The sequence below is a fragment of the Streptomyces sp. Ru72 genome (assembly GCF_002920635.1).
Taxonomy (GTDB): domain Bacteria; phylum Actinomycetota; class Actinomycetes; order Streptomycetales; family Streptomycetaceae; genus Streptomyces.
Map to the genome: position 1 here is coordinate 1 of NZ_PQSR01000013.1, position 22,955 is coordinate 22,955.

Annotated in this window: 17 protein-coding genes; 8 read left to right on the forward strand and 9 right to left on the reverse strand. The window is 72.3% G+C overall.

Annotated features, from left to right (window positions below; translation table 11 throughout):
• Both C3488_RS08790 and C3488_RS08795 read right to left on the reverse strand, forming a co-directional pair.
• The coding region (locus C3488_RS08790) for a family 43 glycosylhydrolase (RefSeq protein WP_181138942.1) at nt 1–775 on the reverse strand (775 nt) is incomplete at its 3' end.
• Nucleotide 776: 1 nt separating this feature from the next.
• Entirely contained in the window at nt 777–1,901 is a 1,125-nt protein-coding gene (locus C3488_RS08795; RefSeq protein ID WP_103838766.1) for a family 43 glycosylhydrolase, read from the reverse strand.
• Nucleotides 1,902–2,086: 185 nt separating this feature from the next.
• On the opposite strand from C3488_RS08795, the gene C3488_RS08800 reads away from it, so the two are divergent.
• Both C3488_RS08800 and C3488_RS08805 read left to right on the forward strand, forming a co-directional pair.
• Nucleotides 2,087–4,234 (forward strand): autotransporter, encoded by a 2,148-nt coding sequence (locus tag C3488_RS08800; RefSeq protein ID WP_103838767.1) that lies wholly within the window; start codon nt 2,087–2,089, stop codon nt 4,232–4,234.
• 118 nt (nt 4,235–4,352) lie between these two features.
• Complete coding sequence (locus C3488_RS08805) at nt 4,353–5,039, forward strand: SDR family oxidoreductase (RefSeq protein WP_103838768.1); 687 nt, start codon at nt 4,353–4,355, stop codon at nt 5,037–5,039.
• A gap of 53 nt (nt 5,040–5,092) precedes the next feature.
• On the opposite strand, the gene C3488_RS08810 is transcribed toward C3488_RS08805, so the two are convergent.
• Both C3488_RS08810 and C3488_RS08815 read right to left on the reverse strand, forming a co-directional pair.
• Nucleotides 5,093–5,941, reverse strand: a complete 849-nt coding sequence (locus C3488_RS08810; protein WP_103838769.1) for a helix-turn-helix transcriptional regulator — start codon at nt 5,939–5,941, stop codon at nt 5,093–5,095.
• A 9-nt stretch (nt 5,942–5,950) separates the two neighbouring features.
• Nucleotides 5,951–6,892 carry a LysR family transcriptional regulator gene (locus tag C3488_RS08815; protein WP_103838770.1) on the reverse strand — a complete coding sequence of 314 codons (942 nt, stop codon included), beginning with the start codon at nt 6,890–6,892 and terminating at the stop codon, nt 5,951–5,953.
• 89 nt (nt 6,893–6,981) lie between these two features.
• On the opposite strand from C3488_RS08815, the gene C3488_RS08820 reads away from it, so the two are divergent.
• On the forward strand, nt 6,982–7,806 hold the full coding sequence (locus C3488_RS08820) for an oxidoreductase (protein ID WP_103838771.1): 825 nt from the start codon (nt 6,982–6,984) through the stop codon (nt 7,804–7,806).
• Between the two features lie 237 nt (nt 7,807–8,043).
• Here C3488_RS08820 and C3488_RS08825 read toward each other — a convergent pair whose 3' ends face one another.
• Nucleotides 8,044–9,420 carry an amino acid permease gene (locus C3488_RS08825; RefSeq protein ID WP_103838772.1) on the reverse strand — a complete coding sequence of 459 codons (1,377 nt, stop codon included), beginning with the start codon at nt 9,418–9,420 and terminating at the stop codon, nt 8,044–8,046.
• Between the two features lie 383 nt (nt 9,421–9,803).
• Between C3488_RS08825 and C3488_RS08830 the strand changes: the two genes are divergently transcribed.
• From C3488_RS08830 to mmuM, 3 genes are all read left to right on the forward strand, one after another.
• Nucleotides 9,804–13,802, forward strand: coding sequence for a HAMP domain-containing protein (locus C3488_RS08830; protein ID WP_103838773.1), 3,999 nt, complete (start codon nt 9,804–9,806; stop codon nt 13,800–13,802).
• Between the two features lie 284 nt (nt 13,803–14,086).
• A complete protein-coding gene (locus C3488_RS08835) occupies nt 14,087–16,510 on the forward strand; it encodes a SpoIIE family protein phosphatase (RefSeq protein ID WP_258053350.1) in 2,424 nt (807 codons plus the stop codon).
• Nucleotides 16,511–16,591: 81 nt separating this feature from the next.
• Nucleotides 16,592–17,521 (forward strand): homocysteine S-methyltransferase, encoded by a 930-nt coding sequence (mmuM, locus tag C3488_RS08840; protein WP_103838774.1) that lies wholly within the window; start codon nt 16,592–16,594, stop codon nt 17,519–17,521.
• Nucleotides 17,522–17,626: 105 nt separating this feature from the next.
• On the opposite strand, the gene C3488_RS08845 is transcribed toward mmuM, so the two are convergent.
• Complete coding sequence (locus C3488_RS08845) at nt 17,627–19,228, reverse strand: carboxylesterase/lipase family protein (protein ID WP_103838775.1); 1,602 nt, start codon at nt 19,226–19,228, stop codon at nt 17,627–17,629.
• Between the two features lie 179 nt (nt 19,229–19,407).
• Between C3488_RS08845 and C3488_RS08850 the strand changes: the two genes are divergently transcribed.
• Nucleotides 19,408–20,442: a LacI family DNA-binding transcriptional regulator gene (locus tag C3488_RS08850; protein WP_103838776.1), complete on the forward strand. Its 1,035-nt coding sequence runs from the start codon at nt 19,408–19,410 to the stop codon at nt 20,440–20,442.
• Nucleotides 20,443–20,486: 44 nt separating this feature from the next.
• On the opposite strand, the gene C3488_RS08855 is transcribed toward C3488_RS08850, so the two are convergent.
• A complete protein-coding gene (locus C3488_RS08855; protein ID WP_103838777.1) occupies nt 20,487–20,963 on the reverse strand; it encodes a hypothetical protein in 477 nt (158 codons plus the stop codon).
• Between the two features lie 92 nt (nt 20,964–21,055).
• Nucleotides 21,056–21,715, reverse strand: a complete 660-nt coding sequence (locus C3488_RS08860) for a ThuA domain-containing protein (protein ID WP_103838778.1) — start codon at nt 21,713–21,715, stop codon at nt 21,056–21,058.
• 123 nt (nt 21,716–21,838) lie between these two features.
• On the opposite strand from C3488_RS08860, the gene C3488_RS08865 reads away from it, so the two are divergent.
• Nucleotides 21,839–22,240: a VOC family protein gene (locus C3488_RS08865; RefSeq protein ID WP_103838779.1), complete on the forward strand. Its 402-nt coding sequence runs from the start codon at nt 21,839–21,841 to the stop codon at nt 22,238–22,240.
• On the opposite strand, the gene C3488_RS08870 is transcribed toward C3488_RS08865, so the two are convergent.
• A complete protein-coding gene (locus C3488_RS08870; RefSeq protein ID WP_103838780.1) occupies nt 22,223–22,936 on the reverse strand; it encodes a helix-turn-helix transcriptional regulator in 714 nt (237 codons plus the stop codon). The two genes, C3488_RS08865 and C3488_RS08870, sit on opposite strands and share 18 nt — an antisense overlap.
• Nucleotides 22,937–22,955: the final 19 nt, after the last annotated feature.

Here is a 22,955-nt window from a genome sequence, read left to right on the forward strand (position 1 = left end):
CGTTGGTCATGGCCGTCCAGGGTCCGGCGAGGCTGGTGGCGGTGGCGTACTGCTGCTGGTTGGGGCTCCAGCCGGTGGCGCCGGAGGTCAGCATGAAGTAGACGCCGCCCCGCTTGAACAGCGCGGGGGCCTCGCGGTGGCCGCCCGGCCAGGGGTTGGCGAGCAGGCTCGCGATGCCGGTGTAGTCGGCGGTGAGTCTGTAGATGTGCAGGTCGTAGTTCTCGTTGGCCGCCGAGACCATGTAGCCGGTGCCGTCGGTGTCGACGAACGTGGTGAGGTCACGGGACATGTACTGGCCGAGCGGGCGGAAGCTGCCCCGGTAGGTGTAGCTGCCGTCGACGGTGCTGGAGACGGCGACGGCGGCGCGGGCCTCGCTGTAGTCGGTGCCGTTCTCCTTGTGCATCCACATCACGAACGTGCCGGTGGCGGCGTTGTACATGACCTTCGGCCGCTCGATGTACGCCGTCTGGAGTTCGGCGGCGCTCGACTGGGTCAGCACATGGCCGCGGAACTCCCAGTTCTTCAGGTCGGTGGAGCGGTAGGCGTCCACGGACTTGAAGGTGTTGTCGGAGTTGCGGTCCTCGCCGAACCAGTAGTAGTAGCCGCCGACCTTGACGACGCCGCCGCCGTGGGCGTGCAGGGCGTTGCCCGACGTGTCCTTGAACTGGACGCCGTTGGTGACGGTCTGGGCCGCGGCCTGGGCGGAACCGGCGGTGGCGAGGGCGCCGGCCAGCGGGAGGCAGCAGGCCAGGAGGATGGCGTAGGCGCGCCTCATCTCACGCACCCCCCGTCGTCGCGGTGTCGGCGACCGGGACGCCGAAGTCCGGGGTCCCGTCCGGTTTCCAGCCGAGCTTCTGGACCCGGGTGTGGCGGTTGGGGTCGTTCAGGGGGTCGCCGGTGATCTCCTTGTACTGGCGGGCGTGGTACACGAGCACGTCGGTGCGGCCGTCCTCGGCGACGGTGAAGCAGTTGTGCCCAGGCCCGTACTGCTTGGTGGTGTCGTTGCTGGTGAAGACGGGCGTCGGGGACTTGGACCAGCTCGCCGGGTCCATGAGGTCGCTCTCGGCGTCGGCGGTGAGCAGGCCGATGCAGTAGTGGTGGTCGGTGGCGCTCGCGGAGTAGGTCAGGAAGACGCGGCCGTTGCGCTGGAGCACGTAGGGGCCTTCGTTGACCTTGAAGCCGACGCACTCCCAGTCGTACTCGGGGGTGGTCAGCCGGATCTGAGGTCCTGTCAGCGTCCAGGGGTTGGCCATCTCGGACAGCCAGACGGCCGTGTTGTTGTCCATGCCGGGTTCGTGCTGCGCCCAGGCCAGGTAGCGGGTGCCGGTTGGGGTCTCCCCTGCTCGAGCAGAGCCGAGAGCTTGGGGAAGGATGAAAGTGGTGGCGTCCAGCGAGAAGGTCTCCCAGGCCGTCTTGATCTGGCCCTTCTCCACCCAGGTGCCCTTGAACGGGTTCGGGTTGCTGTTCTCCAGCACCCATATGCGGATCTTCCACACGTCCTCGGCGGGCGCGGAGGCGAAGTAGATGTACCACTTGCCGTCGATGCGGTGCAGCTCGGGCGCCCAGATGTGCGCGGCCATGTCGCCGGTGGGGTGGGCCCGCCAGATGACGGACTCGGCGGCCGTGGTGAGGCCGTTGATCGTGCGGGAGCGGCGCAGGATGATCCGGTCGTACTCGGGCACGGTGGCCGTGAAGTAGTAGAAGCCGTCGGTGTGGCGGTGGATGTGGGGATCGGCGCGCTGCTTGACGAGCGGGTTCACGTATGGGGCTGTTTTCGGGCCGGTGGCGGGCGGCGCGGCCTCGGCCACGCCGGCGGTCGCGGTCAAGGCGCCCGCGGCCAGGGCGCCCTTCAACATCAGTCTCCGGCTGGGGGCTTCGGGCAGGTGGGGGTCGCGGCTCATGCGGACGGACTGCCTCTCCGGGTGGGGAACGGGGATGCGGTGCGATGGGCGCCGTTCGGCATCTCGTACTACATCTGTCATTCCGAACGCCGAAAAAGGTAAAGGTGTGGTACCGGGAGGTCAACGGGTCCGGAGCGACGAGCCGGAAACCGCTTGCCGTTTTTCTGTTATCGGCAGCCCCGTCGATGCGTCTCCCCTACGTGCACAGCCATACCCGAAGAACCGCAGCGGCCGTCGGCGCCCTCGTCACGGTCGCTCTCACACTGAACGCTCCCCCCGCCTCCGCGGACGGGCCGAGCGACGTCACCGCGGACGTGCTCGCCGGCCGGGACGTGACGCTCGCCGGTGACACGGTGGTGACCGTGCCGTCCGGAACGACCACCTACGGCGGGGTGTTCCGCGGCGAGGGCACGCTCACCGTGCGCGGCAGCGGCACCCTGATCCTCACCAGGGACAGCGACTTCACCCTGCCCGCCGCCCGGCAGCGGCAGCGCGTCACGACCCAGGGCGGCAACCATCCGTACACCACGGTGACGAACCCCGACCCACCCGCCGTCACGGTCGAGCGCGGTGCGACGCTGCAGTACGGCACGGGCGGCGGCAGCGGACTGATCGGCCATTTCCCCTACAACACCCCTGATTACCGGCTCAACCAACTGAACATCCGGGTGGACGGCACCCTGCGCCTGTCCCTGACCCGCACCTTCAACCTCGGCACCATCAGCGGCGCGGGCCTGGTCACCCAGCCCCGGAACATGTGGGGCACCCTCGACCTGGCCGGAACGCACCCCTTCTCCGGCGTCATCGACAACGGCACCGGCACCGCGGCCGGCCGCCCCGAGTTCCCCGTCGCGCTGCCGAACGCCCGGGCGATCCTCAACCAGGGCTCCTGGATCATCGACACCCCGCTGAACCAGACGATCACCCTGCGCCAGGACTTCTACCAGCGGGAGTACGGCAGCGATGTCAACGTCCACTCCCGGCCCGGCAGCAAGGTGGTCCTCACCGGCCAGTACAGCTACAGCGACCGGGGCGGCGACACGAACCCCTCGCTGAGCGACCCCGGCCTCAACTGGCGGCCCGTGCCGCACCGGGTGAACAAGCGCGGCACCAACATCGAGGGCGCGAACGTCCAGTGGGGCGACGGCACCACGCACCGGATCTTCATGCCGGGCACCAAGGACACCGTCTACATCAACCTGCACGAGGCGAGCGGCCGGCGCTCCCTGCTCACCTTCGACTACAACGGCCCGGTGACGCTCGGGGCCCCCATCGGCGGCGGCCGGTACCACGACACGCTGGCCGCACCCGGGGCCGGGGACGTCGTCATCGCCGGGACGCGCGGCAACGACGTCACGTTCGCGGCCCGCCAGTACTACGACGGGTCGACGACCGTGGAGAAGGGAGCGGTGCTCCGGCTGGGTTCGGGCCGGCCGGGCGGGGACGGTGCGCTGATGACCGGCACCGGGCGGACGCGGATCGCGGTCGACGGCACGCTGGTCGTCCACAACACCTCGACGCCCGTGTCGCTGTCCCGGATCGGCGGCAGCGGCTCGCTCGTGCAGTCGGGCCCCGCGACGACCACGCTGACCGGAGCGGCGGTCACCTACACGGGCACGACCACCGTCACCGAGGGCACCCTGGCCCTGCGCGGCGGCGCGACGCTCGCCCACAGCAAGGCGATCCGGCTCACGGCGCAGGGCGCACGGCTCGACACGGGCCCGGCGGCCCTGCGGGTGGCGACCGCCCTCACCGGCCGGGGGACGATACGCGGGTCGGTGACGAACGACGGCACGGTGACGGGCGGGCTCACGGTGACGGGTGACTACACGCAGCACGCGGGTGGCGAACTGGTGCTGCGCAACGGCCCGTTGAAGGTGGCGGGCCGGGTCCGGCTGGCCGGTGGACTCGACCTGTCGGACTCCGGGTCAGCCTCGGCGCGGCAGATCACCGTCCTGGACCACCAGGGCCGTGCGAAGACCGGCGGCACGTTCACGGACCTGCCGGAAGGGGCGAAGGTGAGGCTCGCCGACACCACCTATCGCATCAGCTACCAGGGCGGCGACGGCAACGACGTCGTCCTGACCGCCGTCGGCGCCGCTCGGGCGCCGGCCACCCCGTCGCCCGGCGGACCGGGCGACCCGCGGGCCGCGGACGCCTCGGACGGCGGCTCGCTGGCGTGGTGGCCGGGGTACGCGCTGGGGGTGGCGATGGTGGCCGGGCTGCTGGTCCCGGCGATCCTCCGCGAACGCAGCCGCGGCGCCCGAGGGCGCGCACGACAGGGCGGCGGACGACAGGGCGGACGACAGGGCGGACGGCACGCGGCCGGATGACAGTGGGAGGGTGCCCTCGATACCGGTGGCCGTTCCACCAGTATCAACCGCATCTGTTCCGTCCCCACCCGCGCGACCAGGCTGGTCGGGCAAGCAGCCATGCGATGGGGAGACACAGATGCGTGTTGTGATCATGGGTGGGACGTCCGGCATCGGCCTGGCGGCGGCGGAGAGACTGACGGCCGCCGGCGCCGAGGTGATCGTCACCGGGCGGAACCCCGAGCGGCTGGCCGCGGTCAAGGACCGGGTGGCCGGCGCGGAGGAGGTCGACGGTGCCTCGGAGGGCGCCGTCGCGGAGTTCTTCGAGCGCGTGGGCCCGCTCGACCACCTGGTGCTCGCCTTCAGCCCGGGGGCGGTCGGGATGGGCCCGCTGGCCTCGCTGAGCCTCGGCGACATCAGGGCCGCGTTCGACGGCAAGCTTTTCGGATACCTGCTCGCCGTTCAGAAGGCTCAGGTCACGGGCTCCGTCACCATGGTGTCCGCCGCCAGCGCGCGGGCGGCGCTGCCTGGCACCGCGGCGCTCGCCGCCGTCAACGGCGCCGTCGAACGGGTCGTGCCGCCGCTGGCCGCCGAACTGTCGCCGGTACGGGTCAACGCGGTCGCGCCGGGCGTGATCGACACGCCGTGGTGGTCGTTCCTCCCGGAGGACCAGAAGGAGGCCCAGTTCGGCGCGGTCACGGAAGGGCTCCCCGTGAAGCGGGTCGGTACGCCACAGGACGTGGCGGGCGCAATCCACTACCTCATCGAGTCGACGTACGTGACGGGCACGATCCTGTCGGTCGACGGCGGGTTCACGGTCGCCTGACGGGCACGTCTCGGCGCCGGTCTCCCCGCACCGGCGCCGTCCGTCGGCGCGGATCAGCCGTCGTGCTGCGCGACCGCGTCGACGAGCTTCCGCATCCTGTCCGCCAGGTCGGAACCCGGGGGTGCCATGTAGCACACGAGTGTCTTGTCGTCGCCCGCCAGGTGCATCTTGACGTAGTCCAGGGCGATGGTGCCGAGCTGCGGGTGGTGCACGGTGCGCTGCTGCGGCACGAACGGCGCCAGCTCCTTGCGCCGCCACAGTCGCCTGAAGTCCTCGCCGGCCGCCTCCAGTTCTCCGATGAGCGCGGCGACGTCCGGCTCGAGAACGCCCTCGCCGACCTGGGCGCGGAACAACGCGAGGGTCTGGGACGCCTCTTCCTGCCAGTTCCCGGACATCGCCCTCACCTCGGGCGACGTGAAGGTGAGCCACAGGACGTTCCGCCGCTTCTCCGGAAGGGCGGCCAGGTCGCCGTAGAGCAGCTCGCAGCCGTTGTTCCAGGCGAGCACGTCGAAGCGATGGTTCACGATGAACGCCGGGTTGGGGTCGAGGTGGCTCAGCACCATCTCGTACTGGTGCGGCAGTTCGGTGGGATTCCGGGTCCTGGTGTCGCGCGGCGGCACCTCACCGGCCAGCCGGAACAGGTGGGCGCGCTCCACGGCGTCCAGGCCGAGCGCCTCGGCGAGGCTGCGGAGCACCTGTCGCGACACCCGGATCTCCCGCGCCTGCTCGAGCCAGGTGTACCAGGTGATGCTCAGTCCGGCGATCGTCGCCACTTCCTCGCGCCGCAGCCCGGGGGTGCGCCGGTTGCGGCCGGCCGGCAGTCCCACGTCCTCGGGTCTGCGCCGTTCACGGCGGCTTCGGATGAACTGGGCGAGTTCCTGCCGCTGTCGGTCGGTGGACATCTGTCTCCCTCACTCCCCCTCTGCGACCGGCCCGGGCGCTGCCCGTGGGCCTGCCGCCCGGACGACTTCGCGTGCCGCTCGCACGTAGTCCCGTACCAGCGGCCGTCGGTCGTCGGTGCGACGGGCCAGGGCCAGACGGCTGGGCGACACCCCGTCGACGGGTCGGGTGACCACCCCGCCGAGACTGATCAGGGGCGCGTTGCCGGCCGCCACCAGGCAGACGCCGCGGCCGTCCACCAACGCCTCGTACGTCTCGTCCGTCCCGGCGATCTCGGCGCCGATGCGCGGCGGCCGGCCACCCCGGGCGTCCAGGGCGAGCCAGTGGTCACGCAGCACCCCGGCGGCGGGCGGGAGCGCCAGGAACGGCTCGTCGAGCAGTTCGGCGAAGTGCACCGTCTCCCGGGCGGCCAGCGGGTGCGCCTCGGGCAGGGCGACCAGCCGCGGCTCCTCGGCGACCACCACGTGGGCGTACCGGTCCTGGTCCGGAACCGGCAGCCAGACGAACGCCACGTCGACCGAGCCGTCCGCGAGCCCCGCGGTCGGGTCCTCCCAGCCGACCTGCCGCAGCCGGACCGTGGCCGCCGGGTGCGTCTGCGTGAACCGGGAGCGGATCGCCGGGAGCAGCCCGCCGCGGGCCGGGCTGGTGCTCATGCCGACGACCAGGGTCGCCGCCTGCTCGGTCTTGGCGCGCTCCACCGCAGTGGCGGCCTCGTCCCACGCGGCCAGCACCCGGCGGGCGTGCGGCAGCAGCGCCTCGCCCGCCGGGGTGAGCCGTACGCCCTGCGGTTCCCGCACGAACAGCGGTGCGCCCAACCGCCGCTCCAGCGCGCGGATCTGCTTGCTCAACGCGGGCTGGGACACGTACAGCCGCTCGGCGGCGCGCGTGAAGTGGAGCTCCTCGGCGACGGCGACGAAGTACCGCAGGTCCCGCCCGTGCACGTCCATGCCCAACGGTTATCACGCCGGGTCTTGGACGGCCATCCGTTTCAGCGACAGCCTTGTGAGCGGCAGGAGTTGGAAAACCACATCAGGAGCTGACGATGAACAAGGTATGGCTGGTGACCGGTGCGAGCAGCGGACTGGGCCGCGCGATCACCGAGGCGGCGGTCGGCACCGGGGACGTGGTGGTCGCCGCCGCCCGCCGCACGGAGGCGCTGGCGGACCTGGTCGCGGCGCACCCCGACCAGGTGGAGGCGGTGGCACTCGACGTCACGGACACCGCTGCCGCTCAGACGGTGGTACGGGACGTGGTCGAGCGGCACGGGCGGATCGACGTCCTCGTCAACAACGCGGGCCGGACCCATGTCGGCGCGGTCGAGGAGACGACGGACGCCGAGCTGCGCTCGCTGTTCGACGTGCACTTCTTCGGACCTGCCGCCCTGGTGCGGGCCGTGCTGCCGTCCATGCGGGCCCGCCGCTCGGGGGCCGTCGTGCAGATGAGCAGCATGGGCGGCCAGATGTCCGCGCCCGGCTTCTCGGCGTACAGCGCCACGAAGTTCGCCCTGGAGGGGCTCTCGGAGGCCCTCGCGCCCGAGGTGCGGCCGCTCGGCATCAAGGTGCTGATCTTGGAGCCGGGCGCCTTCCGCACCAACCTCATGGGCAACGCCGGGGCCAGCACGCAGATCGAGGACTACGCGGCGACGGTCGGCGCGACCAGGGCGATGGTGGCCGGGGGCGACGAGCAACCGGGCGACCCGGCGAAGGCCGCCGCCGCGATCCTCTCCGCGCTGGAGGCGGAGGAGACGCCCCTTCGGCTGCCCCTGGGCAACGACGGGGTGGACGCGGTGCTCGGGCACCTGGACCAGGTGCGGGCGGACATCGTGGCCTGGGAGAAGGTGGCGCGCGCGACGGCGTTCGACGACTGACGCGCCCTGGGCCGACGGGGCAGTCGGGAACCCGTTCCGGCGCCGGCCGCCGGGTCCTCGGCCCAGCCCGCGAAGCACGCCCGAACAAGGAGCCTGTCCCAGCGGGGGTAGCAGATCAGGATGCAAGCGATGCCGACGAACGCCGCCGGTACGCGGGCTGTCCCCGCCTTGCGATCGGACGCACCGGACGCCACCGGGCCCGCCCTTCGGGCGGACGACGGGAGTTTCGCAACAGGCCTAGGTGTGCTGCTCCCTCGCCTCCCGGCGTCCGCGCAGCCACACGTACACCGGGATGCCCGCGAACAGGAACAGCACACCCTGGTAGACGGCCGCGTAGCCCGCGCCCGCCATCAGCCAGAACGAGAACGCGAAGGACAGGGCCGCGACGATCAGGTCGCGGGCCAGACCTGCCGGGCGGACCCGGTCGCGGGTGCCCTGAGCGAGCCAGTACAGCTGGGCCGCCGCCGACAGCAGATACGGGACGCAGCCGGTGAACGTGGTGATCAGGACGAGGACGCGGAAAGTGGTGTCCGGGCCCGCCGTGTAGTTGAGGGCGATCAGCAGCGTGCCGAGTACCGCGCAGGCCCACACTCCGAATCCGGGCACCCCGCCCTTGCCGACGCGGGCGAACGGCGCCGGGAAGAGTCCGTCGCGGGCGGCGGCGTACGGCATCTGCGCGGCCAGCAGTATCCAGCCGTTGAGGCAGCCGGTGATCGAGGCGACGGCGACCAGCGCGATGGCGGTGCCGCCCCAGTGGCCGCCGGTGATCGCGTCGACGGCGTCCGCGAACGGCGCCCCCGACTTGGTCAGCCTGTCGTGCGGGACCAGGCCGAAGACGGCGACCGTGCCGAGGAGGTAGACGAGGGCGGAGCCGAGGGTGCCGAGGACGCCGGCGCGGCCCACCGTGCGCTCGGGGTCGCGGACCTCGCCGGCGCTCATCGCGGCGGACTCCACACCGAGGAAGCTGTAGAGGAGGAGCGCGGCGGAGGCGGCGACCGCGCCGGTCACACTCTGCCCGGAGGCGTTGAAGGGGCCGAAGTTGTCGGCGCGTACGAAGAACAGGCCGACGGTGCCGACGACGAGCAGCGGCACGAACTTCAGCACCGTGGAGACCACCTGCACCGCGCCGACCCAGCGGGTGCCCGCGAAGTTGGCGGCGGCCGGCAGCCAGAGCGCGGCCAGGGCGACGACGGCCTCGAGGGTGTGGTTGCCGTGCAGCGGTACGAGCACGTCGACGTAGCCGACGACCGCGACGGCGAGCGCGGCGATGCTGACCCAGCACATCGTCCAGTACGACCAGGCCGACAGGAAGCCCGCGAAGTCGCCGAACGCGTCCCGCGGGTAGACGTACAGGCCGCCGGTCACGGGGCTGCGCCGGGCGAGCCTGCCGAAGAGGAGCGCGAGGAGCACCGCGGCGACGGACAGCACGGCGAAGGCGAGCAGGCTGACGGTGCCGTACGGGGCGACGGTGGCCGGCAGGGCGAAGACGCCCCCACCGATGATGTTGCCCATCACCAGGGCGGTGGCGGCGGCGAGTCCGAACGTGCGGCGGCGGCCCGGCGCGACGGGGGCGCGCTCCGGCTCGGTCGCTTCGGTGGTGCTGGTGGCAGTCATGACGCTTTCGGGTGACGGGGGGCGGCCCGTGCGCGGGTGCACGGAGGGGGCGGGAAGGGCTGGATCGTAGCCCGGCATTCCACATGGTGGGCGATCTGTCCACGTGATGGACGGGCGAGAGCGTCGGCCGCCCTGCCCGCCACCGGTGCGAAAACTTCGCTGAGTACCCCTGAGTGGCTTGCACATGCCTGCCTCGCGGGCCTTTTCCCGGCGGGCCGAGATGTTTCCGCGACGCTTTGTTCGCCGCAGGCCAACTGAGTTAACCTGCGACGGATTTTCTCATCGGGCAGTTTCGTGAACTGCGGAAATGCGGCGATGGGTGGGGCCCGGCGCGGTTCCGAGTCCTCGGCGTGAGGACTCTTGGGGAGCGGAACGAGGTGCGCATGACCAGCAGGACGACCGAGGTTGTGGATCGGGGCCCGGGTGAGCGGGAGCTGCGGCAGCTTCTGGCCGGGCTGACCGCCGTACGGGACGGCGACTTCGGCACACGGCTGCCGTCCGACGGGGAGGGGCTGCTCGGCGACATCGCCACCGTCTTCAACGGCATGGTGGACCAGTTGTCCGTGTTCACCTCGGAAGTGACGCGCGTTGCGCGCGAGGTGGGCACCGAGGGCACGCTCGGCGGTCAGGCGGAGGTACCGGGGGTCTCGGGCACCTGGGCCGACCTGACCGACTCGGTCAACGCCATGGCGGGCAACCTCACCACGCAGGTCCGTGACATCGCCCAGGTGGCGACCGCGGTGGCCAAGGGCGATCTGTCACAGAAGATCGACGTGCCGGCGCGCGGCGAGATCCTGCAGCTGAAGGAGACCGTCAACACGATGGTCGACCAGCTCTCCGCCTTCGCCGACGAGGTCACCCGCGTCGCCCGCGAGGTCGGCAGCGAGGGGCGCCTCGGAGGCCAGGCCCAGGTTCCCGGCGTCGCCGGCGTGTGGCGTGACCTGACCGACTCCGTCAACTTCATGGCGGGCAACCTCACCGCGCAGGTCCGCAACGTCGCCCAGGTGACGACCGCGGTGGCCCAGGGCGACCTCTCCCAGAAGATCACCGTCGACGCACGCGGCGAGATCCTCGAACTGAAGAACACCATCAACACGATGGTCGACCAGCTCTCCGCCTTCGCCGACGAGGTCACCCGCGTCGCCCGCGAGGTCGGTACCGAGGGCAATCTGGGCGGCCAGGCCATCGTCCGGGGTGTTTCGGGGACCTGGAAGGATCTGACGGACAACGTCAACGTGATGGCGTCCAACCTGACCGGCCAGGTCCGCTCGATCGCCCAGGTCGCCACGGCCGTTGCGCGCGGCGACCTGTCGCAGAAGATCACGGTCGAGGCCAAGGGCGAGGTCGCGGCCCTGGCGGACGTCATCAACACGATGGTCGACACGCTGTCCGCGTTCGCCGACGAGGTCACCCGCGTCGCCCGCGAGGTCGGCACGGAGGGACGCCTCGGGGGTCAGGCGAACGTGCCGAACGTGGCGGGCACGTGGAAGGACCTCACGGACAACGTCAACTCCATGGCCAACAACCTCACCGGCCAGGTGCGCAACATCGCCCTGGTGACGACGGCGGTGGCGGGCGGCGACCTGTCGAAGAAGATCGACGTCGACGCCCGCGGCGAGATCCTGGAGCTCAAGACCACCATCAACACGATGGTCGACCAGCTGTCGTCGTTCGCCGCGGAGGTCACCCGTGTCGCCCGCGAGGTCGGCAGCGAGGGCCGCCTCGGCGGCCAGGCCGAGGTGGAGGGCGTCGAGGGCACCTGGAAGCGGCTGACGGAGAACGTCAACGAACTGGCCGGGAACCTGACCCGGCAGGTCCGCGCGATCGCCGAGGTCGCGAGCGCCGTCGCCGAGGGCGACCTGACCCGCTCCATCACCGTGGAGGCGTCGGGCGAGGTCGCCGAACTCAAGGACAACATCAACTCCATGGTCGAGTCCCTGCGCGAGACCACGCGGGCCAACCAGGAACAGGACTGGCTGAAGACCAACCTGGCCCGGATCTCCGGCCTGATGCAGGGCCACCGCGACCTGCCCGTCGTCGCCGAGCTGATCATGGACGAGCTGACACCGCTGGTGGGGGCCCAGTACGGCGCCTTCTACCTCGCGGAGGACACCGAGCGCGGCCCCGAACTGCGGCTGGTGGGCTCCTACGGCTACCCCGACGACGAGGAGCGGCCCGTCCGCATCCCCTTCGGCCGCTCGCTGGTCGGACAGGCTGCGAGGGGCCGCCGCCCCATCGGCGTGGAGGAGCTGCCGCCGGGCTATGTGACCATCTCCTCGGGGCTCGGGCAGACGGTGCCCAGTGCCCTGATCGTGCTTCCGATCGTGGTCGAGGACCAGGTCCTCGGCGTCATCGAGCTGGCCTCCGTCACCCGGTTCACCCAGATCCACCAGGACTTCCTGGCACAGCTGATGCCGACCATCGGCGTCAACCTCAACACCATCGTGGCCAACGCCCGCACCGACGAGCTCCTGGAGGAGTCCCAGCGGCTGACCGCGGAACTGCAGGCACGCTCGGAGGAGTTGCAGGTCCAACAGGAGGAACTGCAGCGCTCCAACGCGGAACTGGAGGAGAAGGCATCGCTGCTGGCCTCTCAGAACCGCGACATCGAGGCCAAGAACCTCCAGATCGAGCAGGCACGGCAGGAGCTGGAGACCCGCGCGCAAGAGCTGGCGCTGGCATCGAAGTACAAGTCGGAGTTCCTGGCGAACATGAGCCACGAGCTGCGCACTCCGCTGAACAGCCTGCTGATCCTCGCCCAGTTGCTGGCACAGAACCCGTCGCGCAACCTCACGCCCAAGCAGGTCGAGTACGCGGGCATCATCCACTCGGCGGGCTCGGACCTGCTCCAACTGATCAACGACATCCTCGATCTGTCGAAGGTCGAGGCCGGCAAGATGGACGTCGCCCCCGAACGCGTACCGCTGCGGAAGCTGCTGGAGTACGTCGAGGCGACGTTCCGGCCGATGACGACGCAGAAGAGCCTGGACTTCACGGTGACCACCGCGCCGGGCACGCCCGCAGACCTGCTCACCGACGACTCCCGGCTGCGTCAGATCCTGCGCAACCTGCTGTCGAACGCGGTCAAGTTCACCGAGCAGGGAAGTGTCGAGCTGCGCATCGAACCCGCCGCCGACCGGGAGGTGCCCGCGGGCGTCCACCGCGGTGGCCCCGTCATCGCCTTCCGGGTGAAGGACACCGGCATCGGCATTCCCGAGCAGCAACTGGAGGCCATCTTCGGGGCGTTCCAGCAGGCGGACGGGACGACGAGCCGCAAGTACGGCGGCACCGGCCTCGGCCTGTCCATCACGCGGGAGATCGCCCATCTGCTCGGCGGCTCCGTCACGGTCGACAGCACGCCCGGCCAGGGCAGCACGTTCACGCTCTATCTGCCCGTCGCACGCGCCGACTTCGAGGAACTGGCGGCCGACAGCGGCCGGCCGGCGGAGCAGCCGCGGGAGACCGTTGCCTCCGAGGCGGTGCCGGCGCCGCTCGCGGCTGCCGGCCCGAAGCAGGTGCCCGGGCAGCGCAGACGCCGCCTGCTGGTCGTCGAGGAGCGCCCGCGCGGTCTGCTCACCCTCGTCGCGGAGAGCGCGGTCGCGGACATCGCGCAGGACGGCAGCGATCCACGCGGGGCGATCGACATCATCACCGCCGCAGGGGCGCAGGAGGCGGCGAGCGCGCTGGCCGCGGAGCCCTGCCACTGTGTCGTCCTCGAACTGGGCATGCCGGACGACGAGGGCGCGCGCTTCCTGGACGCCATGCAGGGCGACTCCGCACTGGCCAGTGTGCCGGTACTCGTCCACACGGGGCACCGCGTGGACCTGGCCCAGGAGCAGTCCTTGCGGTCCCGTGCGGGGGGCCGGCCGCTGGACTTCCTGTCCAGCCTGGACGAACTGCGCGAACGCATCACGCTGCACCTGTCCGCCGAGGAGCCCGGAGACGTACTGTCGCTGGTCCGCGCAGAGGAACCCCAGTACGCGGCCGCGCAGCCCGTGGACGACACCTTCCTCGGCCGCAAGGTGCTCGTGGTCGACGACGACGCGCGCAACCTCTTCGCGCTCAGCGGCATCCTCGAACTCCACGGCTTCCAGGTCCTGCACGCGGACAACGGCCGCAAGGGCATCGAGATGCTGCTCGCCCACCCGGACGTCGCGCTGGTGCTGATGGACGTGATGATGCCGGAGATGGACGGGTACGCCGCCACCGCCGAGATCCGCACCATGCCGCAGTACGCGGACCTGCCGATCATCGCCGTCACCGCGAAGGCGATGCCGGGCGACCAGGAGAAGAGCATCGCCTCCGGCGCGAACGACTACGTGACCAAGCCCGTCGACACCAACGACCTCATCGCCCGCGTCCGACGCTGGCTGCCCGCCTGAGGAAGGGACGCACCCGCCGTGCGCACCAGCCGACCGGGCGCCGACCGGCGCCGTCCCAGCCGAGGAACAGGCCAACCGTGAGCAATCCCCAGCAACCGCCCGAGCCGGAGGGCGTACGCGCTCCGGCCGGTGAACAGGCCGCCACCGAGCCCCCGGGAGGAAGCCCGGCCGCCGCCGAGCCGCAGTTCGGCCACGCGGGCGTCGGCGAGCCGCAGTTCGGCCACGCGGGTGTCGCCGAGCCGCTCGGGCCGACGGCGGCGGGTACCGGGCCCGTGGCCGAGACCCTGGTCGGCCCCGATCCGGTCGGCGGCCCCCCGGCCGGGGCGGAGGCCGCCGGCGAGGACGGGCGCGGGCAGACGTCCCCCGTCGGCAGGCTCGCCGCGACCGTGGACCGGCTGCGTCGTGAGGTGCGCGCGGCACAGGCCGAGGCGGACGGGCGTGCCCTGGTCGAACTGGCCAAGGGCATCCTGGTCGAGCGCCTCGGGTGCGGGCCGGCACAGGCCGCCAGGCAACTCGCCGAGCTGGCCAGACAGGCGGGCCTGACCCCGCTCGAGTTCGCCGTCGAGGTCATCAACCAGGCCTCGCGCGACCGGCTCTCCGAGGTGGCCACCGCCTTCCTCGCGATCACGACGGACGCCGCGGACTCCGACGAGGTGGGTGGTCCGCCCGCGAACCGGTCCTCCGTCGTACGGCTGCGCGCCGCCGAGAGCCGTGCGCTGGCCGCCCACGACACCCAGGCCGTCGCCGACTCCCTGCTGGAGCACGCCCTGACCCCGCTCGGCGCGGTGGCCGTGGCCATCTGGGCCGTGGGCTCGGACGGTTCCCTCAGTCTGGCGGGCAGTGCGGGGTTCTCCTCGGCGGAGGCGGGACGCTGGCGGTATGTGCCCCCGGGGGTGGCGACCGTGGCGCGCCGTGGTCTGGCCGAGCGTGCGGGGCACTGGATCGGCTCCCTGTCGGAGACCGGACTGCCCTCCATCGGGCAGCACCTCTACCCGGATGGCGGCAGGGTCGCCGTTCCGGCCGGTACCGGCGGGCGGATCCACGGAGTGCTGGAGATCGTCTGGCCCGCGCCGCTGGGGCCGCAGCCGCCGCAGATCGTCCGTCAGGTGGAGGCCCTGGCGGAGCTGTGCGCCCACACCCTGGAGACCTACGCCCTCCAGTATCCGGACGGTGTCCCGAGGCCCGGGGTCCTGCCGCACGTCGCCGAGCTGATGGACCTGGCCGACGGGCTCCACGACCCCGCCCTGGTGCTCGTGCCGCACCTGGACGCCGACGGGGATCTCGTCGACTTCCGCATCCAGCATGTGAACAGCCGCTTCCTCGACCCCGCCGGCCGGCCGCGCGGCGTCGTGAACGGTGCCCTGCTGCTGGAGGCGTACCCGCTGGCCGCCGGCCAGAGTGAGCTGTTCGACCGGATCGAGCGCGTCTACGCCACCGGGGAGCCGTTCCGCGCCCACCGCATGAGGCTCACCGCCCTGGTGGACGACGTCCCCTTGGCCGCGGTCGCCGACATCAACATCACCCGGCACGCCGGCAACGTGCTGCTGATCTGGCGCGTCGAGGACGAGACGGCACGCCTGGCGAGCCTGCTCCAGCACGCCCAGCGCCTCGGCCGGATCGGCGGCTTCGAGGAGAACCTGCTCACCGGCGAGATCACCTGGAACGGGCAGCTGTACAGCCTCTACGGCAGACCCACCTCGAGCGCCCCGGTGTCGCTGGAGGACCTGCCCGCGCACGCCCATCCCGACGACGCCGTCGCCATCGGCAGGTTCCTGCGCACCCTGCTCCACCACCGGCGCCCCGCGTCCACGGCCTTCCGTCTGCAGCGCCCGGACGGGGTGACGCGCCACATCCGCGTGGTGGCCGAGCCGGTGCTCGACTCCGACGGCCGGCTGTTCGTCGTCCGCGGCGCCTACCAGGACATCTCCGCCCACCACTGGACGGAGGTCGCGCTCGCCGCCACCCGTGACCAGCTCGCCCACACCGAGCAGCAGGCGAGCGAACGCAACCGGCTCACTCTCCAGCTGCAGCACGCGATCATGCCCCCGGCGCAGGCCCCGCTGGAGGCCCCCGGCCTTCAGGTGGCCGTACGCTACCGGCCCGCGGAGACCGAACAGCTGGTCGGCGGCGACTGGTACGACGCGGTCGTGCTGCCGTCCGAGCTGGTGCTGCTGTGCGTGGGCGACGTGGCCGGGCACGGCATAGAGGCGGCCACCAGCATGGTCGTGCTGCGCAACGCGCTGCGGGGCCTCGCCGTGACGGGCGCCGGCCCCGGCCAGTTGCTGTCCTGGCTCAACATGGTGGCCCACCATCTGACCGGCGCGGTCACCGCCACGGCTGTCTGCGCTCTGTACGACCCGGCCCGCCACACCCTGCGATGGGCCAGGGCGGGCCATCTGCCGCCGGTCCTGGTGCGGGGCGCCGAGGCCGCGCCGCTGCCCCTGGTCAAGGGATTGCTGCTGGGCGCCGTGCCCGAGGCGACGTACGAGGAGCACGAGGTCCAGCTGGCCGTCGACGACACCCTGCTGATGTACACGGACGGACTGATCGAACGCCGCGACCGTTCCGTGGAGGAGTCGCTGGCGCAGCTGCTGACGGCCGCGCGCACGGTGTCGCCGACGCTGGACCAGCAGCTGGACCGGCTGCTCACCTACAGCAAGTCGGACACAGACGACGACACCTGTATCGTGGGCATCCGCGTGGCGTGAGGGGTGCGCGACGGGCGCCCGGGACGCCCACGTACCGGACGGCGCCGGGCGTCCGCCCGCCGTTCGACTAGCGTCGTTGCCATGACCAGCAACACCACTCCCACCCTCGCCGAGGCGCTGGCCGCCGGAACCCTCGTCCTGGACGGCGGCATGTCCAACCAGCTCGAGTCGGCCGGGCACGACCTGAGCGACGAGCTGTGGTCGGCGCGACTGCTCGCGGAGCGGCCGCAGGCGATAACGGACGCGCACCTCGCGTACTACGAGGCGGGCGCGGACGTGGCGATCACGTCGAGCTACCAGGCGACGTTCGAGGGCTTCGCGAAGCGCGGCATCGACCGCGACCGAGCGGCCGCACTCCTCTCCCTCAGCGTCGAACTGGCCCGCGAGGCGGCAGCACAGGCACGCGGGAAGGGCGTCACACGTCCCCTGTGGGTGGCGGCGTCCGTGGGCCCGTACGGGGCGATGCTCGCGGACGGCTCCGAGTACAGGGGCCGCTACGGCCTCACCGTCGCCGAACTGGAGGACTTCCACCGCCCGCGCCTTGAGGTGCTCGCGGCGGCCGGCCCGGACGTCCTGGCACTGGAGACGATCCCGGACACGGACGAGGCGACCGCACTCCTGCGGGCGGTGCGCGGCCTGGGCGTCCCCGCCTGGCTGTCGTACTCCGTCTCCGGCGACCGCACGCGCGCGGGCCAGCCCCTTCAGGAGGCGTTCGCCCTGGCCGCCGAGGCGGAGGAGGTGATCGCGGTCGGTGTGAACTGCTGCGCGCCCGAGGACGTGGACGGCGCGATCGCGACGGCGGCACGGGTCACCGGCAAGCCGGTGGTGGTCTACCCCAACAGCGGCGAGTCCTGGGACGCCGAGGCCCGAGCCTGGGACGGCCGCTCGACGTTCACCGCGTCGCAGGTCGCGGGGTGGCGAGACGCGGGGGCACGGCTGATCGGGGGCTGCTGCCGGGTGGGGCCGGAGGCGATCGGCGGGATCGCGGGTGCGTTGGGGGCCAGGGCGTGAACCCGTGAACCGACCCGCGCGGACAGACCCGCACGAACCACACGCCGGTCTGTGGCCCTGTCGACCGACGTGAGCGACACCTCGGTCCATCGACCCGGTTGAACCTCACTGCCGTCCCGCACCGCCCGGACGCCGCAGTCGCCGTACCACCGACAGCGGTGCCACGCCCCGCACCGCACCGTTTGCCTGTGCGGGGGCCGGCTCCGGGCGGGTGCGGGCCGCCTCCCACAGCGTCATCTCCGGGTCGCGGGGACCGTACACGACCGGCTCCCCGTCCCCGCCGAAGATGCGCACCGGGTGCCTGGCGTCCCAGGCCGGCCAGCCCGGGTCGCCGTCCGTCGCGAAACGCACCCATGCCCCGTGCATCTCGCGGGCCAGTGGGCGCGGTGCGTTCGGCCCCGCCAGTTTCGCCGCCTCCGGGACCTCCGCGCTGTCGAAGACGAAGCCCAGCTCGAGGGCGTGACAGGCGCCCAGACCGGGGATGTTGGAGCGCCAGGCGAACTCGTAGACGTACGTCGGCGCGTGGTCGGCACGGGCGTCGGCCAGGCGGTGCAGGGGGTGGCGGAGCAGGTGGTCCGTCACCATCTGGCCCACCACGTCGGACACGGGCGCGTCCGGGTGGGCGGTGCGGTAGCCGCGCGGGACCTCGGGGCCGCAGTGGCAGCGGGCCATCGCGCCGGCCACAGCGACCGCGCCCAGGCGGTCGATGCGTTCGGTCAGGCCGGTGGGGGCCAGCCAGAGGCGGTACTCCTCGCTGGTCCAGCCCATCAGCAGGGGTACGTCGCGGGCGGCGCCGTCCAGCAGCGCCTCCAGCGGGTCGCGCGGTACCAGGTCGCCGTCCACGACGATCCCGAAGGCCGGGCCGCCGAGGATCGGGCTCGCCCGGCGGCCCACCTCCGCCTGCGCCTCGGCCAGCACCGTGCGGTCCACCGCGGCGAACGCCGCCGCCGTCGCCGGCACCTTCAGCCTCGCCGCCATGCGCCGCACCAGGCGCCGTACCTTCTCCCGTTCCGTGGCCTCCAGCGGCCCGCTCTGCAGCACCGCCCGCCCGAACAGCCCCCGGGCGCGGGGGCTCGCCAGCAGCGCGCCGATGCTGATCGCGCCCGCCGACTCGCCGAAGACGGTCACCCGGCCGGGGTCGCCGCCGAACTCGGCGACGGCCTCGTGCACCCACTCCAGCGCCGCGAACTGGTCGCGCAGCCCGGGGTTGGGCGGAGCATCCGGGAAGAGGCCGTAACCCTCCACTCCCAGGCGGTAGTTGAAGGTGACGAGGACCACGCCGTCACGGGCGAAGGCGCTGCCGTCGTACACGGGCACGGCCGACGAGCCGCGGGTCAGGGCGCCGCCGTGGATCCACACCATCACCGGCAGCCGGGCACCGGCAGACGGGTCCGGCGTCCACACGTTGAGGTTCAGGCAGTCGTCGCCGGCGACCACCGGGTCGGACAGATAGCGGGCGAAGGCCTCCGAGTACGGCGGTTTCGGCGGCGTCGGCCCGAAGGCGCCCGCGTCGCGCACCCCGTCCCACCGCTCGGGCGGCACCGGCGGGCGGAAGCGGTGGGGGCCGACGGGCGGGGCGGCGTACGGGATGCCGCGGAAGACGGCGACCCCGTGCTCGTACCGGCCGCGCACGGCACCGTAGGGGGTACGGACCACGGGGTCCGAAGGGTGCGCCGGGTCCAGGGTCACCTCGTCCACAGGGTCCATCCGGCCTCTCCTCACCGCGGGGGCTGCCCACATCACATCACTTCCCCCGTTCATGACACCGCGCATCCGGTGTCTTCCACGGCAACTCGCAACGGCCTTAATGTAGAAAGCGCTTGCCACACGTGGTTGCCGTCAACGGAGTTCCAGGGCCCCCGGGACGGGGCCGGAGAGGTGGGCCCATGGTGCGTACCCCAGGCGCGGCCGGACCGACCCTCGCGGTCGTCGCACGGGAGGCCGGTGTCTCCGTGCCGACGGCGTCCAAGGTGGTCAACGGCCGCGAGGACGTGGCACCCGAGACCCGCCGCCGCGTCACCGAGGCGCTCGACCGGCTCGGTTACGTCAGAAGACCCCGCTTCGAGGCCAACAAGCCGGCCGCCCTCATCGACCTGGTGGTGCACTCGCTGGAGAGCTCCTGGTCGGGGGCGATCCTGCACGGCGTGACGGAGGCCGCGCAGGACGCGGGCCTGGAGGTGGTGGTCTCCACGAGCCTGAACCGCACCCGGCACGGGCGCCCGGTGCGCGACTGGCTCGACAAGCTTTCGGCGCGCGGCTCGGCCGGCGTCCTGTTCAACCTGGCCGAGCTGACCCCTTCCCAGTACGCCTGGCTGGATCAGCACCGCGTTCCGTACGTCCTCATCGACCCGGTGCTGGACCCGCCGCCGGGCGTGGTGTCGGTGGGCGCCGCCGACTGGCAGGGCGGGGTGGCCGCCACCGAGCACCTGCTGGACCTCGGCCACGAGCGGATCGCGGTCGTCGGCGGCCACCGGCGCAAGCCGTGCGGCGGCGCACGGGTCGCCGGGTACCGCTCGGCACTGTCCGCGGCGGGGGTCGCGTACCGGCCCGAGTACGTGCGCCACGGCGACTTCGACGAGGCGACCGCCCACCGGCGCACCCTGCAACTGCTGGACCTGCCCGAGCCGCCGACGGCCGTCTTCGCCTGCTCGGACCGGATGGCGCTCGGGGTGTGCGCGGCGCTGGCGGAGCGGGGGCTGCGGGTGCCGGACGACGTCAGCGTCGTCGGCTTCGACGATCTGCCGGAGGCGCGCTGGGCGACACCCCCGCTGACGACCGTTCGGCAGCCGCTCGGGGAGATGGCCGCTACGGCGCTCCGGCTGCTGGTGCGCATGATGGCCGGCGCACGACCGGAGGGCACCCGCACGGAACTGTCGACACGCCTGGTGGAACGGGCCAGCACGGCGCCACCGCCCCGCTGACCGGCGACGGCACGTCCCCCTCCACGCTCCTCCGCCGGTACCGGTCAGTCGCCCGAGTAGCCGAATATGCCCAAGTGGGTCGGCTCGTCGTCCGTGTACAGGACGACGTACACGCCGGTCCAGCGCATGCGGCATTCGTCGAGCAGTGACTCCCCGGCATCGGGCCCGTACCTCAGGGCCGCACGTGCCCGGGCGAGCACCTCCTCGAAGCGGCCCGGCGTCGGGCGATCGGTGCCGAAGTGATGGACGAGGCGGTCGTGCGCCAGGGGGCGCAGCGTCCCGTAGTCCCGTACGTCGCTCGGCGACGGGGCGGCCGTGGTGTGGACGACGCGGTCGATGTCGAGGATGGAGTGGGTGCCCTCCTGCCCCATGAACTCCCCGTCGTCCCACAGCTCCTCGAGGCTGCGGTACGTGTCGTCGTCGCCGTAGGTCTGCTGGAAGACCCGGGCGTGCAGGGCCTCCAACGACTTCTCGATCGTCCCCTCGTAGGAAGTGACGTACTCCCAATCACTCGCGCCCATCGCAGCCCCTCCCGGCGTCGGGCCTTTCAACTCGGCGCCACCTTAGAGGGGGGCACTGACACTGGGGCGCGAGGCCGCGCACGCCCGGAGGCCTACGCCTCCCACCCGGCCGCCCAGCGGATGCCGCCCAGGAGGTGGCCTCGGAAGTCGGGGTCCTCGTACGCCTCGGAGGCGTGCCCGAGGGCCGTGTAGAAGACCCGGCCCGCGCCCTGCTCACGGCACCAGGCGAGCGGATGGTCGGCACCCATGCCGCCGCCCTCGTACGACGACTCGTCGGCGGAGACGAGCACCCGGACCGAATCGCGCGGATTGGTGCGAAAGTCGTACCACTCGTCCGTGAACTCCCAGACGGCGGGCAGATGCCGCGTCGCCGGATGACCGCGGTCCTCGATGGCGGCCTTGCCCGGCTGGTACTCGGGGTGCCGGTCGAACCAGGCGCCCAGCAGTTCGCCGTAGTACGGCCAGTCGTACTCGGTGCAGGCGGCCGCGTGCACGCCGACGAAACCGCCGCCGTCGCGCAGATACCCCGTCAGCTGTTCCCGCCCCGGCGGGGTCAGCACCTCACCGCTGGTGGAGAGGAAGACGACCGCGCCGTACGCCCCGAGGGAGGTCTCGAAGGCCCCCGGGTCCTCGGTGGCGTCGACCTCGAAACCGTGCGCGGCCCCGAGGTCGCGTACGGCGGCGACGGCGTCGGGGATGGAGTCGTGGCGGTAGGCGGTGGTGCGGGAGTACACGAGGACGCGGGACGGCATGGCTCCGAGCCTAGACGTGTGGCGGGGCCGTCCCAACAGCGGACGGGCACCGAAACTTTCGGCCCCGGGGACCTGTCCGATTCCTTCAAGACCCGCCCCCGATCGCACCCCTAGCGTGGCCGCATGACTCCACGATTCGATGTGATCGGCCTGGTGGTCTCCGACCTGGCCGCCTCCCTCGCCTTCTACCGTCGCCTCGGGCTCGTCTTTCCCGAGGGTGCCGAGGATCTGCCGCACGTCGAGGCGGAACTGCCCGGGGGGCTGCGGTTCGCGCTGGACCCAGAGGAGACCGTGCGGTCCTTCCACCCCGGGTGGCGGCCGCCCGTCGGCGGCGGACGCGTCTCGCTCGCCTTCCGGTGCGACTCCCCCGCCGAGGTCGACGGCGTCTACGAGGACCTGGTGGGCGCCGGGTACCACGGCGAGCTCAAGCCCTGGGACGCGGTGTGGGGGATGCGGTACGCGGTCGTGCACGACCCCGACGGCAACGGGGTGGACCTCTTCGCGGACCTACCGCCGCGCGAGTAGGTCCGTCAGCGGCATCCCCGCCAGCTCCCGCACGTCCCGGGCCAGATGCGCCTGGTCGGCGAAGCCCGCGCGGGCCGCGGTCCCGGCGAGCGGCACCCCCGAGCGGGCCAGCGCGAGGGCGCGTTGCAGTCGCAGCACGCGGGCCAGCGTCTTCGGGCCGTAGCCGAACGCGGCGAGCGAGCGGCGGTGCAACTGGCGTGCACTCAGGCCGAGTGCGTCGGCGGTGACGGCGACCGGGCGGCCCGAGCCGAGCGCCGCGACCACCGCGCCCAGCAGCGGGTCGGGTTCCGGGGAGCGGGCGGCGCGCTCCAGGGCGACCTCCTCCAGCGCCGTGGCGGGGTCGGCGGCGGCGTCCACGCGGCCGGTCAGCCGGCGCACCTCGGCCGCGGGCCACAGGTCGGCCAGCTCGACGCGCCGGTCGCGCAGTTCGTGAGCGGGGACGCCCAGGTAGGCGGGTGCGGTGCCGGGGTGGAAACGGACGCCGGCCCAGCGGACGGGCGGGCCCTCGGGGCGGTACGCGCGCGTGTCGGGGCCGGCGACCAGGAGCCTGCCCTCGGTCCACAGCAGGTCCATGCAGCCGTCGGGCAGCACCGGCCATCCGGCGGCGGAGGGCAGGTTGGTCCACACGACGGCGCCCGGGAGCAGGGACGCCCGCTCGGCGTACCCGGCGGGAACGAAGCCTCGGTCGACAGCCACGCCTCTCAGGCTATGCCGC

Excerpts from the sequence above, each read along its gene's own strand:
- C3488_RS08800 (WP_103838767.1), top strand. The coding sequence starts at position 2,087 with ATGCGTCTCCCCTACGTGCACAGCCATACCCGAAGAACCGCAGCGGCC.
- C3488_RS08805 (WP_103838768.1), top strand. The coding sequence starts at position 4,353 with ATGCGTGTTGTGATCATGGGTGGGACGTCCGGCATCGGCCTGGCGGCG.
- mmuM (WP_103838774.1), top strand. The coding sequence starts at position 16,592 with ATGACCAGCAACACCACTCCCACCCTCGCCGAGGCGCTGGCCGCCGGA.
- C3488_RS08845 (WP_103838775.1), bottom strand. The coding sequence starts at position 19,228 with ATGGACCCTGTGGACGAGGTGACCCTGGACCCGGCGCACCCTTCGGAC.
- C3488_RS08825 (WP_103838772.1), bottom strand. The coding sequence starts at position 9,420 with ATGACTGCCACCAGCACCACCGAAGCGACCGAGCCGGAGCGCGCCCCC.
- C3488_RS08855 (WP_103838777.1), bottom strand. The coding sequence starts at position 20,963 with ATGGGCGCGAGTGATTGGGAGTACGTCACTTCCTACGAGGGGACGATC.
- C3488_RS08830 (WP_103838773.1), top strand. The coding sequence starts at position 9,804 with ATGACCAGCAGGACGACCGAGGTTGTGGATCGGGGCCCGGGTGAGCGG.
- C3488_RS08860 (WP_103838778.1), bottom strand. The coding sequence starts at position 21,715 with ATGCCGTCCCGCGTCCTCGTGTACTCCCGCACCACCGCCTACCGCCAC.
- C3488_RS08850 (WP_103838776.1), top strand. The coding sequence starts at position 19,408 with ATGGTGCGTACCCCAGGCGCGGCCGGACCGACCCTCGCGGTCGTCGCA.
- C3488_RS08865 (WP_103838779.1), top strand. The coding sequence starts at position 21,839 with ATGACTCCACGATTCGATGTGATCGGCCTGGTGGTCTCCGACCTGGCC.
- C3488_RS08795 (WP_103838766.1), bottom strand. The coding sequence starts at position 1,901 with ATGAGCCGCGACCCCCACCTGCCCGAAGCCCCCAGCCGGAGACTGATG.
- C3488_RS08810 (WP_103838769.1), bottom strand. The coding sequence starts at position 5,941 with ATGTCCACCGACCGACAGCGGCAGGAACTCGCCCAGTTCATCCGAAGC.
- C3488_RS08820 (WP_103838771.1), top strand. The coding sequence starts at position 6,982 with ATGAACAAGGTATGGCTGGTGACCGGTGCGAGCAGCGGACTGGGCCGC.